Origin of the sequence: Actinopolymorpha alba DSM 45243, assembly GCF_000373925.1 — a bacterium.
GTDB classification, from domain to species: Bacteria; Actinomycetota; Actinomycetes; order Propionibacteriales; family Actinopolymorphaceae; genus Actinopolymorpha; species Actinopolymorpha alba.
In genome coordinates this window covers 100,074-114,683 of sequence record NZ_KB892748.1, presented here as the reverse complement: position 1 = coordinate 114,683, position 14,610 = coordinate 100,074, and the positions used below count along the sequence as shown (strand labels likewise).

Sequence of the window (14,610 nt, the reverse complement as noted above, 5' to 3'; positions counted from 1 at the left end):
TTGAACCTTGGAATTTTGGCACATGTCGACGCCGGTAAGACCAGCCTGACCGAGCGGCTGCTCTTCGGGGCCGGTGTCATCGACGAGATCGGCAGCGTCGACGACGGCAGCACCCAGACCGATTCGCTCGCTCTGGAACGCCAGCGCGGCATCACGATCAAGTCCGCCGTGGTGTCGTTCGTCATCAACGACGTCACGGTCAACCTGATCGACACGCCCGGCCACCCCGACTTCATCGCCGAGGTGGAGCGGGTGTTGAGCGTGCTCGACGGCGCCGTCCTCGTCATTTCCGCCGTAGAAGGCGTACAGGCGCAGACCCGCGTCCTGATGCGCACGCTCCAGCGGCTCAACATCCCCACACTGATCTTCGTGAACAAGATCGACCGCGGCGGCGCGGATGATGAGCGGGTCCTGCGGGAGATCGCAGAGAGACTGACCCCGGCGATCGTCCCGATGGGGACCGCCGAGGGCCTCGGCGCCCGCAACGCTGCCTTCACGCCGTCCACCGCGGCGGATGCGGAGTTCGTGTCCCGGTTGGTGGACCTGGCCGCCGATCACGACGACGCGTTCCTGACCGCGTACGTCGCCGACGAGCGGGCGGCGTCGTACCCCACACTTCGCGGCGAGCTCGCACGGCAGAGCAGACGGGCGCGGGTGCATCCGGTGTACTTCGGTTCGGCGATCACGGGCGCGGGTGTCGATGCCCTCACGGCGGGAATCACCGAACTCCTTCCGGCGTCGGGAGGCGATGCCGATGGACCCGTTTCCGGCACCGTCTTCAAGGTCGAGCGGGGTCCCGCCGGGGAGAAGATCGCGTACGTGCGGTTGTTCACCGGAGCCATCAACACGCGCGACCTGCTGTCATTCGGCAGCGAGGGCAGCGAGGGCAGCGAGGGCAAGGTCACCGGGATCGGCGTCTTCGAGCGGGGTTCGGTCGTACGACGCCCCTCGGTATCCGCCGGCCAGATCGGCAAGCTCTGGGGCCTTGGAGGGATCCAGATCGGCGACACGGTCGCCCGGCGAGTGGTGGGGGGTGGGCCCTACGGGCGAAGCCCGTGGGGGCCGGATCCCACACAGACGACACCGGACGGTCCCGTCGACCAGAACTCCCGCCCACCTGCGCGCAGGTTCTTCGCCCCACCCACGCTGGAAGCGGTTCTCACCCCGTCGCGGGCCGCTGACAAGCAGGTGCTCCACACCGCGCTCACCCAGCTCGCCGAGCAGGACCCCCTCATCAATCTGCGCCACGACGACGTCCGCCAGGAGACGTACGTCTCGCTGTACGGCGAGGTGCAGAAGGAGGTCATCCAGGCCACGCTGGCGAACGAGTTCGGCATCGAGGTCAGCTTCCGCGAGACGACGACGATCTGTGTGGAACGCCCGATCGGCACCGGTGCCGCGATGGAAAAGATGGGAGCCGGCCAGACGAGCCCCCACCAGCGAGTGGCACCGACACTCGATCAGGAGCCCAATCCCTTCCTCGCCACCGTCGGGTTACGGATCGAGCCGGCTCCGATCGGCACCGGCGTGGAGTTCCGGCTGGAGGTCGAACTCGGGGCGATGCCGCTGGCGTTCTTCAAGGCCGTCGAGGAGACCGTCAAGGAAACCTTGCGGCAGGGCCTTTACGGATGGCAGGTCATCGACTGCGCGGTCAGCATGACGCATTCGGGCTATGCGCCCCGGCAGAGTCACGCGCATGGCAGCTTCGACAAGAGCATGTCCAGCACCGGCGGCGACTTCCGTAACCTCACGCCCCTGGTCCTGATGAGCGCACTGCAACAGGCGGGCAGTCTGGTGCATGAGCCGATCCACCGGTTCAGCCTCGAGATCCCGGCGGACACGCTCGGGGGCCTCCTGCCCGTCCTTTCGCGGGTACGCGCCATTCCGCGGACGCAGGCGACGCACGGATCAACCTGCCTGATGGAGGGTGAGATTCCGGTCGCCCGCGTCCACGACCTGCAGCGCCAGCTACCGGAGCTGACCCGCGGCGAAGGAGTGCTCGAGTCGACCTTCGACCATTACCAGCCGGTCCGGGGCGAGGTCCCGACCCGGTCGCGGACCGACCACAATCCGCTTGATCGCAAGGAGTACCTCCTGCGCGTGGTGCGGCGGGTCCAGACCTGGTGAGCGGGATGGCGCGGTCGCCGCGGCGGGTGGCCTTGCGGCGCTCCAGGACGACCACGGGGATCTGCCTGCGGCTCTTGGCCTCGTAGGTCCGGTAGACCGGCGCGAGCTCGGTCATCATGCGCCAGAGTCGCTCCCGCTCCGGCCCCTCGGCGGTACGCGCGCAGGCGGTGAACCGCTCGCCGAGGATCTGCACGCCGACCTCCGGGTTGGCCACCACGTTGAGGTACCACGCGGGGTGCGTGTGGGTAATGGCCGAGCCGGACGCCACCAGCACGTAGCGGCCGTCGTCCTCACCGAAGAACAGCCCCGTGCGCAGCCACCGGCCCGACTTCCTGCCCTTGACGGTGAGGACGAGGTTGGTCACCCCTCCTTCCAGATAGCCGTCACGGCCGTCCGTGGCCAGGTAGCGGCGGACGTGCTCGGCGACCGAGGGGTCAGGGCTGTCGGCGGCGTCGTCCCACATCAGCGGAGTCGCGTGCCGCTGAGCGGTGGAGGGCCGAGAAGTCATTTGAGTGCCTTTTCGTGCGCAGGCTCGAAATCTTCACTGATGACAAGCTCCGTGAGCTGTTTCAGCTGGTGGAGCGCTGGCTAACCGGTCGAGAACCCGGTGCCTGCAGGGGATGAAAGTCTGCGTACGCCCTCTGCGAGGAGAACGAACTGGTCCCGGTGGGGCGCCGTTCGAAAGGCGCCGGGGCCGGGGACGAGAAATGGGATTCCTGCCGATCCCACTCAGACCGGCTGTTCTTCTCGGCTTGCACCGTCGATCTCGAGGGAGATCGCCTCGGTCTCGGCAAGCTGCGCCGCGGCCGCGTTGGCGGGGGTATGCAGGAGGGTCACGTCCAGCGACAGCAGGGTGCTGGGCAGGGCCAGCATCGCAAACCCGGTTCACTCCCGCCGGCCGGCTCGTGTACGGCCCACTGCACTACTCGAAGTCATGGGTCTGACCCTTCCGTTCTTCTGTCCACGGGCCGCCGGCCCGCACATGGGCCGGACGGCGGCTGGACGCGGGGCCTGCCTCAGTGCGCGCTGCTGAGGCCCTGGGCGAACCCACCGTCGACCGGGAATTCGGCGTTGGTGGTGAAGGTCGCGTCGGCGGCCAGGAAGAGCGCGGCTGCGGCAACCTCCTCGACAGTGCCGTTGCGCTTCAGCGGAGTGGTCTCGCTGCCCTGTCGCTCGAACTCGCGGCGTTCTTCCTCGGTCAGCCCGGCGACGCCCATGGTCGGGGTCTTGATGTAGCCGGGGGCGACGGAGTTGACGCGGATCTTGCGAGGCAGGAACTCGGCTGCGAGGACGTGGGAGACCGCACGCACCGCTTCCTTGGAGCCGGAGTAGGCGCTCAGGCCGGGGAAGATCAGGTCGTTGGCGACGGTGGTGAAGACAATCGCCCCGCCGTCGTTGATCAGCGGTGACAGGCTCTGCACGGTGAAGAAGGCGCCCTTGGCGTTAACGGCGAAGTGCCGGTCCCATGAGTCCTCGGTGACCTCCTCGAGCGTCTGCACCTCGGCGATGCCGTGGTTGACGAAGAGGTAGTCGATGCGGCCGAGCTTGTCCTGCACGGTGGCGGCGAGGGCGCGGATGTCGGCCATGCTCGCCGCGTCGGAGCGTACGACGTGCGCGGAGCCCGGCTTAAGCTCGCCGCGCGCCTGCTCGATCTTCGTCTCGTTGCGGCCCGTGAGGACGACCTCGGCCCCGCCGTCCAGGAGCGCCTTGACGATGGCCAGGCCCATTCCGTGGGTACCGCCCGTGACAATGGCCTTCTTGCCTTCGAACTTGCTCATCAGTGACTCCCTGGTCAGACAGCTGTGGTGCGCCGGCTCCGACCGGCGCACCACAGAGAGTGCTGGCTTGGACTCGCGGTCTTCTGTCGGTCTGCTTGCGGTGCGCTGACACGCCAGGCAATGACCACGTGGCCGTACGGTGAGCCCATGCGTTTCGGGGTGTTGGGTCCGCTTGCCGTCTGGTCGGCGGACGGTGAACTCGTGGTGGTGCCGGAGTCGAAGGTGCGCTCACTGCTCGCGGCCTTGCTGACGGCCCGGGGCCAGGTGGTCTCCGCCGACCGGCTCGTGGACGAACTGTGGGGCGACGCACCGCCGGCGAACCCCACGAATGCCCTACAGACCCTGGTGTCGCGACTGAGGCGGGTACTTGCCCAGTCCGGGGGACAGGGCCTGGTGGTGCACCGGGCCCTCGGCTACGTCCTCGAAGTGGCGGAGGAGGCCGTGGACGCAGGCCGGTTCACCGCGCTCACCACGCGGGCCCGTGCCACCGCCGACCCCCGCGAGCGTGCCGACCTGCTCACCGAGGCGCTGGCGTTGTGGCGCGGCCCCGCCTTCGCCGACTTCATCGACGAGGATTTCGCGGGCGCGGCCATCACGCGCTTGGAAGAGCAGCGCCTGCTTGCCCTCGAGGAACAGGCCGAGGCCCGCCTCGAGTTGGGCGAGCACGGTCTTCTTGCCGGAGAGCTCGGCGACTTGACGGACCGTCACCCGCTTCGGGAGCGGCTGCGCGCGGCCCATATGCGGGCCCTGTACGGCGCGGGCCGGGCGAGCGAGGCCCTGGACAGCTATCAGGATCTACGCCGTCGCCTGGAGGAGGAACTGGGCCTTGAGCCGGGTCCTGAACTGGCCGCCCTGCAACGGGAGATCCTGCAGCAGGCCCCGGCCCTGCTGGCCGTCACGGCACCCGCGTCCACCCCGCGCCGCCACACCAACCTGCCCACCCCGGCCACCGGCCTGATCGGGCGGTCGGACTCTTTGAAGGAGGTCCGCGCCCTGATCGCGGCGGGCCGCCTGGTGACGTTGACGGGACCGGGTGGGGTCGGCAAGACGCGCCTGGCGGTGGAGGTGGCCGCCGGCCTGACCGGTTCCTACGCGGACGGTGTCTGGCTGGTAGAGCTGGCCGCGCAGGCCTTCTCCACAGAGTCCGGTGCCGCCACCACGGGCGATGAACTGGCCGAGGTGGTGGCTGCGACGCTGGGAGTCCGGGACGACGCCAGTCCTGGCCCCCTGCCGGGCAGGCGGCCGCGCACACTGCTCGACCGCCTGTCCGACGCGCTCAGCAGCCAGCGCCTGCTCTTGGTCCTGGACAACTGCGAGCACGTCATCGAGGCCGCCGCGGACCTGGCCCAGGCCCTGCTGCGGGCCGCCCCGGGAGTACGGATTCTCGCCACCAGCCAGGAACCGCTGAGCATCTCGGGCGAGCAGGTGTGGCTGGTGCCCCCGCTTGATCTGCCTGCGGACTCGGCCGACCAGGCGGTGCTGCGCACGTCGAGCGCGGTGCAGTTCTTCCTCGAACGTGCTGTCGCCGCCTCACCCGGCTTCGTCCTCTCCGACGACAACGCCCGGGCGGTCGCCTCTATCTGCCGCCGGCTCGACGGGATTCCGCTGGCTCTGGAGCTGGCATCGACCCGGGTACGGGTCCTTGGCGTGCGTGAGCTGGCCAGGCGTCTGGACGACCGGTTTCGGCTGCTCACCGGCGGCCATCGGGGCGCCCCGGCGCGGCAGCAGACCCTGCGCGCGGTGATCGACTGGAGCTGGGAACTGCTCACCGCAGCCGAGCAAGCCGTGCTGCGCCGGCTCGCCGTCCACTCCGATGGCTGCACCCTGGAGGCCGCCGAGGCCGTCTGCGCCGGTGCCGGTGTGAAGCCCGCCGAGGTCCTGGACTTGCTGACCCGTCTGGTCGACCGTTCCCTCGTGCTGGTCGCCCACGAGGCCGACGGCACCCGGTACCGGCTGCTCGAGTCGGTCTCGGCGTACCTCCTGGAGCGGCTGCGGGAAACCGAGTACGAGCGGGTACGGCGCGCCCACGCGCACTACTACGTGGAGTTCGCTGAGCAAGCCGACTCCTTTCTGCGCGGCGCCGATCAGCAGCACTGGCTGCGGCGCCTGGACGCCGAGACCGCCAACATCCGCAGCACGCTCGACAGCGCCGCCGCCGACGGCGACGGTCGCCTGATGCGCCGGCTTGTCCACGCGATGGTCTGGTACTGGTTCCTGCGCGGCCGTCTCACCGAGGCCAAGCGCTACCTCACCCTGGCCCTCGCCCTGCCGCAGAGTCCTCCCGGATGCGGTGAGGGCTCGGCGGACTCGGCGGCCGGCCGGGTACCGGACCGGTCGGGGACTGTGGCCTGGCAAACAGGGATGAGCCTGCTGTCCGGCGCCCCGGACGGACCAGCGCGCCACAGTAGGGCCGTCCTCGACGTGTACGAGGGCATCCGCGACCCGCACGAGCGGACCCGGGCGGGCTGGCTGCTCGGCTTCGCGGTCACCCGGTTCGGCGACTTCGCGGTAGGCGAGGAGCTGCTGAACCGGGTACTGACCGAGTCCTGTGCGCTCGGCGACCGCTGGGGACTCGCCGCGGGGCTCAGCACCCGGGGCATGCAGACGTACGTGTGCGGCGATCTGAAGGCTTCCCGGCGCGACGGCGAGGAGAGTCTCGAGCTCTTTCACGAGGCCGGTGACCGGTGGGGGCAGCTGCAGGCGACGGCCGTGCTCGGGCGGCTCGCGGAGATCGAGGGCGACTATCTGCAGGCCGCTCGCCTGCACCGGGAAGGGCTGCGGATAGCCGAGGATCTGGGGCTGTGGACCGACGCCTCGATGCGCTGGTCCGAGCTTGGCAGGATCACCCTGTTGACCGGCGACTACGCCAGGGCCGAGGAGCTCCACGAGCGGGGCCGACGGCTTGCCGTCGAGCAGGGAGACAAGCCGGCCGAGGAGTTCGCCGAGGTCGGGCTCGCCCTGGGGGCGCGCCGGCAGGGTCGGCTCGACCGAGCGGAGTCGTATCTGCGCCGCTGGCTGGAGTGGAATCGGCAGTTCGACGCGAAGTACGGGGCGGCGCTGATCCTGGCCGAGCTCGGCTTCGTCGCGGAGCTGCGCAGGGATGAGAAGACGGCGCTGGCGCTGCACCTGGAAGGGCTGGCCGCGGCCCGGGACACCGGGGATCCGCGGGCGATCGCCCTGGCCTTGGAGGGGCTCGCCGGGGCGCGGGCCCTCGCCGGTCACCCCGTGCGGGCTGCGCGTCTGCTCGGTGCGGCGTCCGCGGCCCGCGCGTCGGTGGGCGCCCCGCTGCCGGCGGCCGAGCGCGGAGACGTGGACCGGATCACCGCGGCGCTGCAGGCGGCACTGGGAGAAGCAGGCCTTGAAGCCGGGTTCGAACAGGGCACCGCACTGCGCCCGGACACCGACGCGGAGTTGCTCGACGCGTGACGGGGACGCCGGGACACGTGACCGGAATCCTGGTGCACGGACGGCTGGCCGTGAGCACGGCACTGGAGACCACACGGCGGTTGTCGCGTGCGTGGCCCGGCTGCGAGCTGATCAACCTGGACGACGTCGGCCACGGCCCGGGGAAGGCGGACCGCTCGTGGCTGTTTGATTGTGTAACGGCCTTCTGCCGTAAGGGCAGGCGTGTGAGCCGGAGACGGTGGCGATGGGTTGTTGCTGGAGGAGCTGGCCGCCTCATGCCCGGCGTCACCAGGAACAGGGCGGCGCACCGTCGTGTTCAGAAGAGGCCCCCGTGGAGCGTTACTCTGCCGAACGGCGCTCTCGTTGACCTACCGGGCGCGCGGACGCGACTGAGGTCACCGGAAGTGTGGCGCCGGATCGGTGTCGAGGAGTCGGGGTACGCCAAACCCCCAGGTTCGGGCAAGCGCCTGCCACAGGCGCGAGCCGAGCTCCCAGGCGGCGACGTACGCCTCGGCGAGTGCAGCTGAGCCGGCCCCGCTCCCGCCCACCCGCCGCAGCGCCTCGAGGACCTCTTCGGACAGGTCCTGCTCGGCCAGTCGTGACGGGGTGAGCCACCGCGTCGTCGCTCCCTCGTCGAGCCGGGCCAACCACAGCAGGTGCCGGCGTACGTGGGACAGGGCGTCATGGGCGCGTTCCAGCTCACCCCGGGCGAGGACGTTCCGGCCGAGAATCCACCAGTTCGCGAACCGGCCGCACAGCTCGGCCACCTCCTCCGGCGTACGGGGAACCGGCGCGAGTTCCGGCAGGTCGCGCAACGCCGGGGCCAGTCGCCCGTCTCGGTCGACGATCACCATCGCCGCGACGGGAGCACCTCGCGCCGGCCAGCTCCGCACCACGTCCAGGTCGGACGCCGGCCAGAAGTGCACCTCGACCCGGACCCGCCCGTCGTTGACCGCGACCCAGGCACCGAACTCGTTCTGGACGAGCAGGTCGGGCTCGCCCACCTGCCCGATCCAGGCCGCGGGCTCCCAGCGTTCGAGGGCCTCGTCGTCGACGAACACCCAGTACTCCACGTCGGAGTAGGCGTCCCCGAGTCCCGCCACCCGCGAGCCGTACGTCAGCGCGGCGCGCACCCGAGTGTCGCGTTCCATGACCGTCCGGAACGCCTGATCCAGCCGGTCCTGCGGCAGTGAGTGATCCGTCGAGACGGAGGTCCGCACGTCCTCAAGGATCTTCTCAGCGTCGTGAAGCCGCGCCGCCAAGGCGGTTGGATCGTCGCCGCCCGCGCAGGCCGCGTGGGCCCGGGTCCCGAATTCCGCCGGTGCCGCGGGAAGGCCGGCCGCGGCGGTGATGAGGCCCTTCTCGTTGAGGACCCACCGGCCGCAGCTCGCGTGCAGGGCGTGCGCCATGATCCCGACCGCGTGCGTGACACCCATCGCGACGTACGCCGCATCGCCTCGACTGGCCGCCTTCCGGGCAATGGCGAGGCTGAACTCCGCCTCCCACAGCCAGCCCACGAATGCGTCGCGTAGGGGTTCGGGGTAGGCCGCGGCGGCGGACTTGAGGGCCGTGAGCTCCCCACCCGGGTCGGCGACCACGATGCCCGTCGCGACCTCGCCGACATAGGTCGTACTCACGAAACCGAAGGGGTGGCCGGCCTGATGGTGGAGCGAGAACTCCCCACGGCGGGCGCGATCCCACTCCCCACGCACCCGGTCGACGTCACGCAGGATCCAGTCGACCGGGCCGATCTCGGTGTCCAGCCAGGCGCCGCCGTTGACCCACGGACCCCAACCGCCGGGCGCGGCGACGTCGGTCGGGCGACCGACGACCTCACTCGCGAGGGCGCGGAGGGCGTCGAGATCCAGGGGTTCGCGGTAATAGACGCCGAGGTCCAGGTCGGAGCTGGCGTCGGCGGCGCCCCGAGCATGGCTGCCACCCACCATGACGCCGACGACTCCCCCGATGGCGGTGAGTCGCTCTGCGTGCGCGCGGGCGACGGCGAGCGCCTCCGCCGGCTCAGCCACCCGTGCCCACCGGCTCCGATGGTTCGATGGCCTGCTCCCCGGCGGCCACCCGGCGTTCGGCGAAGAACGCCGCGAACGGGATGGTTCCGGCCAGCATCACCGCGAGCGTCCGCCAGATCGACCACCGGCGGGAGTACGCCAGCAGGAGCACGACGACCACGTAGACGAGGTAGAGGAAGCCGTGCAGCTGGCCGATCACCGCGGTGGGGCCAGGATTGTCGCCGACGTACTTCAGCGGCATGGCGACGAACACCAGCGCGATGAGCACAACGCCGGTGGTGTACGCCAGGACACGGTAGGCGGTCAGGAGTCGCGACATCGGGCCAGGCCTCACTACTCGCGCGGGTGGAACCACGTCTGGATATCACGGCTGGCGCGGTCCCACGCCACCGACCCGGCCCGGCGGCCCGGCGATGCCCCGGCGCACGGCACCACCTTCGACGTCACGATTCCAATACAGGACATTCACTTCCGGGCACTCGGGCGATAAGCTGGCCGGCCGTCAAACCCACTCTCGTCTAATCCCCCGCTGCTCACAGGCGGGCGTATAGCGACCCCTCACCTGCCCTGACCCCCAGTCACTTCTGACTCGGGGGAATTCGGCGTGCCCGAAAGCCTTTCGCACCTCCCATGGCCGACCGCTGTCCCTGAACGGCCAGGACAGGCAAAGAGGCCAGAACACAAGGAAAGGAGCAGACCTTCGATGATGGTGTATGCGGCGATCGCGTCGCGTACCTTCCGCCGCTACGCGACCTACCGCGCCGCCACCGCCGCGGGGGTTTTCACCAACTCGGTCTTCGGTTTCATCATGGCGTTCACCTACATCGCGCTGTGGCACGCGCGACCACAGCTTGGCGGGTACGACGTCGCCGACGCCGTGACGTACGTCTGGCTCGGCCAGTCCCTGCTCGCGCCGGCCGCGTTGTTCGGCGGCGGATTCCAGGACGAGTTCAGCGAACGGATCCGCTCCGGCGACGTGGCCATCGACCTCTACCGTCCGGTTGACCTGCAGTCGTGGTGGCTGGCCAGCGATCTCGGACGGGCGGCCTTCCAGTTCCTTGGGCGGGGCATCCTTCCGACGTTCTTCGGTGCGCTCGCCTTCGACCTCACGCTCCCGCCGCGACCAGGGACCTGGCTGGCCTTTCTCTGCGCGGTGTTTCTCGGCGTCGTGGTGAGTTTCGGGATCCGCTATCTCGTCTGCCTGACTGCGTTCTGGTTGATGGACTCCACCGGCGTCCAACAGGTCGCCGGCTTCTGCGGGATGTTCTTCTCCGGCATGGTGCTCCCGCTCACGGTGTTCCCCGGCTGGCTCGGCGACGTGTCCCTGCTGCTGCCGTGGGCGGCCTGCCTGCAAGTTCCCGTTGACGTCTTCCTGGGCAAGCACGAAGGAGTCCAACTGCTCCAGACCCTTGGTTTCCAGGCGATCTGGGCCGTCGTACTCCTGCTGGCGGGGCGGGCCCTGAGTTCGCTCGCCACGCGGAAGGTGGTGGTCCAGGGTGGTTGACGCACTGCGCGCGTACGGCTGGATCATCACGATGTGGGTCCGCTCGACGATGGCCTACCGCGCGTCGTTCCTGATGCTGACGTTCGGGCAGTTCTTCGGTACAGGTCTGGACTTCGTCACGATCTTCATCATGTTCGTCCACACCGACGAACTCGGTGGGTTCACCCTTCCTGAGGTCGGATTCATCTACGCCACCTCTGGAGTGGCGATCGGTATGGCGGACCTCCTGCTCGGCAGCATCGAACGCATCGGCCAACGGATCCGGGACGGCTCGGTCGACGTCATGCTGGTACGCCCCGTGTCGGCGTTCGTCCAGGCGGCCGCCGATCGCTTCGCCCTCCGGCGGCTCGGCCGGATCCTGCAGTCGACCGCCGTCCTCGTCTGGTCGCTCACCGTCCTCGACATCCACTGGACCTGGGACCGCGTCCTCCTCGTGCCGATCATGCTGATCTGCGGCACGGTGATCTTCTGCTCGGTCTTCGTCCTTGGCGCGGCCTTTCAGTTCGCCGCGAGCGACGCGGCGCAGGTCGCGAACGCCTTCACCTACGGCGGCAACTTCCTGACGCAGTACCCGCCGACGATCTTCGCCAAGGACCTCATCAAGGCGGCGACATTCGCGATCCCGCTGGCGTTCGTCAACTGGATGCCGGCGCTGCACATCCTCGACCGCGCCGACCCGCTCGGCCTCCCCAAGGCCTTTCAGTTCGCCTCTCCGATCGCCGCCGCGGCCATCACCCTCGTGGCCGGTCTCGCCTGGCGCGCCGGAATCCGTAGCTATCGCAGCACCGGGAGCTGACCATGACGACCACGCAGCCACACCCGAAAACCAGTCCGCTCATCGAACTGTCGGGAATCGCGAAGACCTTCGTGGTACGCCGCCGGGTCGGCCGGCTCCGGCGTACCCGCGCCGAGGTCCATGCCGTCTCCGACCTGTCCTTCACGGTCAGCCGAGGCGAGATGGTGGGCTACATCGGGCCCAACGGAGCCGGAAAGTCCACAACGATCAAGATGCTCACCGGCATCCTCGTCCCGAGCGCCGGCCTGCTCCGGGTCGCCGGGATCGAACCCTCCCGGGAGCGAATACAACTCGCCCGCCGGATCGGCGTGGTCTTCGGCCAGCGGACCACCCTGTGGTGGGACCTCCCCCTCCGCGACAGCTTCGGGCTGCTGCGCAGGATCTACAAAATCCCGCCGGCGCGGTATCGGGAGAACCTCGACCGCTTCGTCGACCTGCTCGACCTCGGGCCACTCCTCGACGTACCCGTCCGGCAGCTTTCGCTGGGGCAACGCATGCGCGGCGACATCACGGCCGCGCTGCTTCACGATCCGGAGGTGCTGTATCTCGACGAGCCCACCATCGGCCTCGACATCGTGAGCAAGGCGAGGGTCCGGGAGTTCCTCCGCGAGGTGAACGCCGGCCAAGGGACCACGGTCCTGCTCACCACGCACGACCTCACCGACATCGAGCAGCTGTGCTCGCGGGTGATGGTGATCGACCACGGCAGGCTGATGTACGACGGTGACCTCGACGGGTTGCACAGCCTCGGCGACAGCGAACGGACCCTCGTCGTCGACCTCGCCGAGCCGCTGCCGGCGATCGAGGTGGACGGCGGCCGGGTCGTCCGGGTCGATGGTCCGCGGCAGTGGTTGGCGTTCCCGGCAGCGGCCAGCGCGGCTCCTCTGGTGGCGGCGATCGCGGACCGTTACCCGCTCGCGGATCTGTCCATCCAGGAGCCCGCCATCGAGGCGGTGATCGCCCGGATGTACGCCGAAGGGGTCGCGTCCTGAGCGAACGGGCTCGACGAGGCGCGGCCAGGCTCGACCAGGTGGCAGCGGTTCGTCACCACCTGGTCGCGTCAGTGATCACTCGGCGTACACTCAGCCGCGGCAATCTGGCTCGATTACGCAAAAGCTCGTGGCTGTCCTTCGTCCCGCTCCATACTGCGGGCAAGCACTTACGTTTCGTGACAACCCCGTCGATACTGGCGGATCGGGAGCAACGGAAAGTAATCTCTGCACAGTGTCCCCAGGACCCCGGGGGTGGGGAGGGAGCGGAATGCCTGGACGCCATGCTGCCGAAGACACTCGTTCTCGACGCCGTCGAGGCCGTGGACTCGTCGTCTTCGTGGTCGCCCTGGCCGTCATCGCACCAGTCGGCGCGTTCGTGGGCATCCAGAAGTTCAGGGCTGCCGCGATCGGCCAGGCCGCATCCTGCGAGGGCTCACTACGCGTGCAGGTCGCGGCCGCACCGGAGGTCGCCGGGCCGCTGAAGGCCATCGCCGAACGCATGCACGAGCAGAAGGTTCCGGTTGACGGCGCCTGCGTGACGTTCAACGTCGTGGCCGCGAGCCCGCGTGACGTGTTCACCCGGCTCTCTGGTGACACGACGTCCGAAACCCCCGACCTGTGGATTCCCGACACCTGGGAATGGGTCTCCCGCTCCGGCTTTCCGCAGGACCGATTCCTCTCGCTGAGCCCCTCGGTCGCCTCCTCCCCCCTCGTTCTTGCCACGACACAGGCCAAAGCCGAGTCCTTGAGGGACGACTCCGAGTCGTGGCCGAGCCTCGCCACGGCCGGTCAGATGGCGGTCGCCGACGCGGAGAAGTCGGGGGTCGCGCTGAGCGCCCTGCTGGCGATCCGGCGTTCACTCTCCGACGAGCCCGAAGTCGCACGGTCCAAGGTCGGCACGACCATCCTTCAGCTGGTCAAGGAGCGCGTGGACGACCTTGATGTCGAGCTTGACCAGGCCCGCCGCGACGGCGGCCTCCGCAGGGGCGTGCCCGCGACCGAGCAGCAGGTCCTCAGCTTCGTCCGCGAGCATCCGCAGTCTGACCTCGTCCCGGTGGTGCCCAAGAAGGGCACGGTGATGATGGAGTACCCCCTCATCGCCGTCCTGCACGACAAGCCCAAGGGCGCACAGATCATCGAGGCCGGCACCGCGCTCATGCGGTACGTCGACACCAAGGCCGGGCGGGCGGGCTTCGACAAGGAGGGATTCCGCGACTACCGCGACCAGGCTCCTCCCAATGATGCGGCCAACGTCGGCGAGGTGAAGGTGCTCCCGCCCCTCACCCTCCAGGACGCTGACGACGTGCTCCGGAGCTGGGCCGCGATGAGTCTCCAGTCGCGCCTGCTCGCGGTGGTGGACGTCTCCGGGTCCATGATCCTGCCGGCAGGCGAGCGCTCGCGCGCCGAGCTGGCTCGCGACGCCGCCAAGACCGCCTTCTCCTACCTCCCTGACAAGTCCGAGGTCGGTCTTTGGGAGTTCTCCCAGAACCGCGACGGCCGCCGGCCCTATCTCCAGCTCCGTCCGACCGCACCACTGACCAAGAGCCAGCGGTCCAACCTCGACAAGTCCCTCGACGCCCTCCCCAAGCGGACCGGTGGGGGCACCGGTCTCTACGACACGTTCCTCGCCGCCTACCGCACCGCCCAGAACGGCTACGACCCCTCCCGGGTCAACTCCCTCGTCCTTCTCACCGATGCCTGCTCGGCCAGCTCGAGTCGCACGGCGGCCTGCAAGAACGAAGCCACGCCGGGCATCACGATGAACCAACTCATCAACACCCTCAAGAACGAGGCTGACGCGGCCCGGCCGATCGCGGTGATCCTCGTGGGTATCGGACCCCAGGCTGACACGGCTGCGCTGGAGCGGATCGCCGCCACGGTGGGAGGACGGGCCTACCGCGCCAAGGACGCGAAGGAGATGGAAGGCATCATGATCGACGCGCTGCTGCGTCGTCAGTGCGGGACCGCCTGCAGCTAGCGC

At 69.3% G+C, this 14,610-nt stretch carries 10 protein-coding genes and 1 pseudogene; 6 read left to right on the top strand and 5 right to left on the bottom strand.

Going from position 1 to position 14,610, the window contains the following annotated elements; translation table 11 throughout:
• On the top strand, nt 1-2,127 hold a 2,127-nt coding region (locus B141_RS0113860), incomplete at its 5' end, for an elongation factor G (RefSeq protein ID WP_237742693.1).
• Nucleotides 2,128-2,179: 52 nt separating this feature from the next.
• Here B141_RS0113860 and B141_RS47420 read toward each other — a convergent pair.
• The 3 genes and pseudogenes from B141_RS47420 to B141_RS0113850 all read right to left on the bottom strand — a co-directional run.
• Nucleotides 2,180-2,590: pseudogene (locus B141_RS47420) on the bottom strand (nitroreductase/quinone reductase family protein); the annotation flags it as partial.
• A gap of 266 nt (nt 2,591-2,856) precedes the next feature.
• Nucleotides 2,857-3,000 (bottom strand): hypothetical protein, encoded by a 144-nt coding sequence (locus tag B141_RS49245; protein ID WP_020575776.1) that lies wholly within the window; start codon nt 2,998-3,000, stop codon nt 2,857-2,859.
• 143 nt (nt 3,001-3,143) lie between these two features.
• A complete protein-coding gene (locus B141_RS0113850; RefSeq protein ID WP_020575775.1) occupies nt 3,144-3,905 on the bottom strand; it encodes an SDR family oxidoreductase in 762 nt (253 codons plus the stop codon).
• Between the two features lie 147 nt (nt 3,906-4,052).
• On the opposite strand from B141_RS0113850, the gene B141_RS0113845 reads away from it, so the two are divergent.
• The gene (locus B141_RS0113845) at nt 4,053-7,331 is read left to right on the top strand and encodes an AfsR/SARP family transcriptional regulator (protein ID WP_040421247.1); all 3,279 of its coding nucleotides are present in this window, start codon (nt 4,053-4,055) and stop codon (nt 7,329-7,331) included.
• Nucleotides 7,332-7,705: 374 nt separating this feature from the next.
• Here the strand turns inward: B141_RS0113845 and B141_RS50685 are convergent, their stop codons facing one another.
• Nucleotides 7,706-9,337, bottom strand: coding sequence for a nucleotidyltransferase domain-containing protein (locus tag B141_RS50685; RefSeq protein ID WP_020575773.1), 1,632 nt, complete (start codon nt 9,335-9,337; stop codon nt 7,706-7,708).
• On the bottom strand, nt 9,330-9,656 hold the full coding sequence (locus tag B141_RS40535; protein ID WP_020575772.1) for a DUF3817 domain-containing protein: 327 nt from the start codon (nt 9,654-9,656) through the stop codon (nt 9,330-9,332). Before B141_RS40535 ends, B141_RS50685 begins: the two co-directional genes overlap by 8 nt.
• Nucleotides 9,657-10,040: 384 nt before the next feature.
• On the opposite strand from B141_RS40535, the gene B141_RS0113830 reads away from it, so the two are divergent.
• From B141_RS0113830 to B141_RS0113815, 4 genes are all read left to right on the top strand, one after another.
• Nucleotides 10,041-10,841, top strand: a complete 801-nt coding sequence (locus B141_RS0113830) for an ABC transporter permease (RefSeq protein ID WP_020575771.1) — start codon at nt 10,041-10,043, stop codon at nt 10,839-10,841.
• Nucleotides 10,834-11,637: an ABC transporter permease gene (locus B141_RS0113825; RefSeq protein WP_020575770.1), complete on the top strand. Its 804-nt coding sequence runs from the start codon at nt 10,834-10,836 to the stop codon at nt 11,635-11,637. Before B141_RS0113830 ends, B141_RS0113825 begins: the two co-directional genes overlap by 8 nt.
• A 2-nt stretch (nt 11,638-11,639) precedes the next feature.
• A complete protein-coding gene (locus B141_RS0113820) occupies nt 11,640-12,629 on the top strand; it encodes an ABC transporter ATP-binding protein (RefSeq protein ID WP_020575769.1) in 990 nt (329 codons plus the stop codon).
• 268 nt (nt 12,630-12,897) lie between these two features.
• Nucleotides 12,898-14,607: a substrate-binding domain-containing protein gene (locus B141_RS0113815; RefSeq protein ID WP_084678282.1), complete on the top strand. Its 1,710-nt coding sequence runs from the start codon at nt 12,898-12,900 to the stop codon at nt 14,605-14,607.
• The last annotated feature ends 3 nt before the right edge of the window (nt 14,608-14,610 follow it).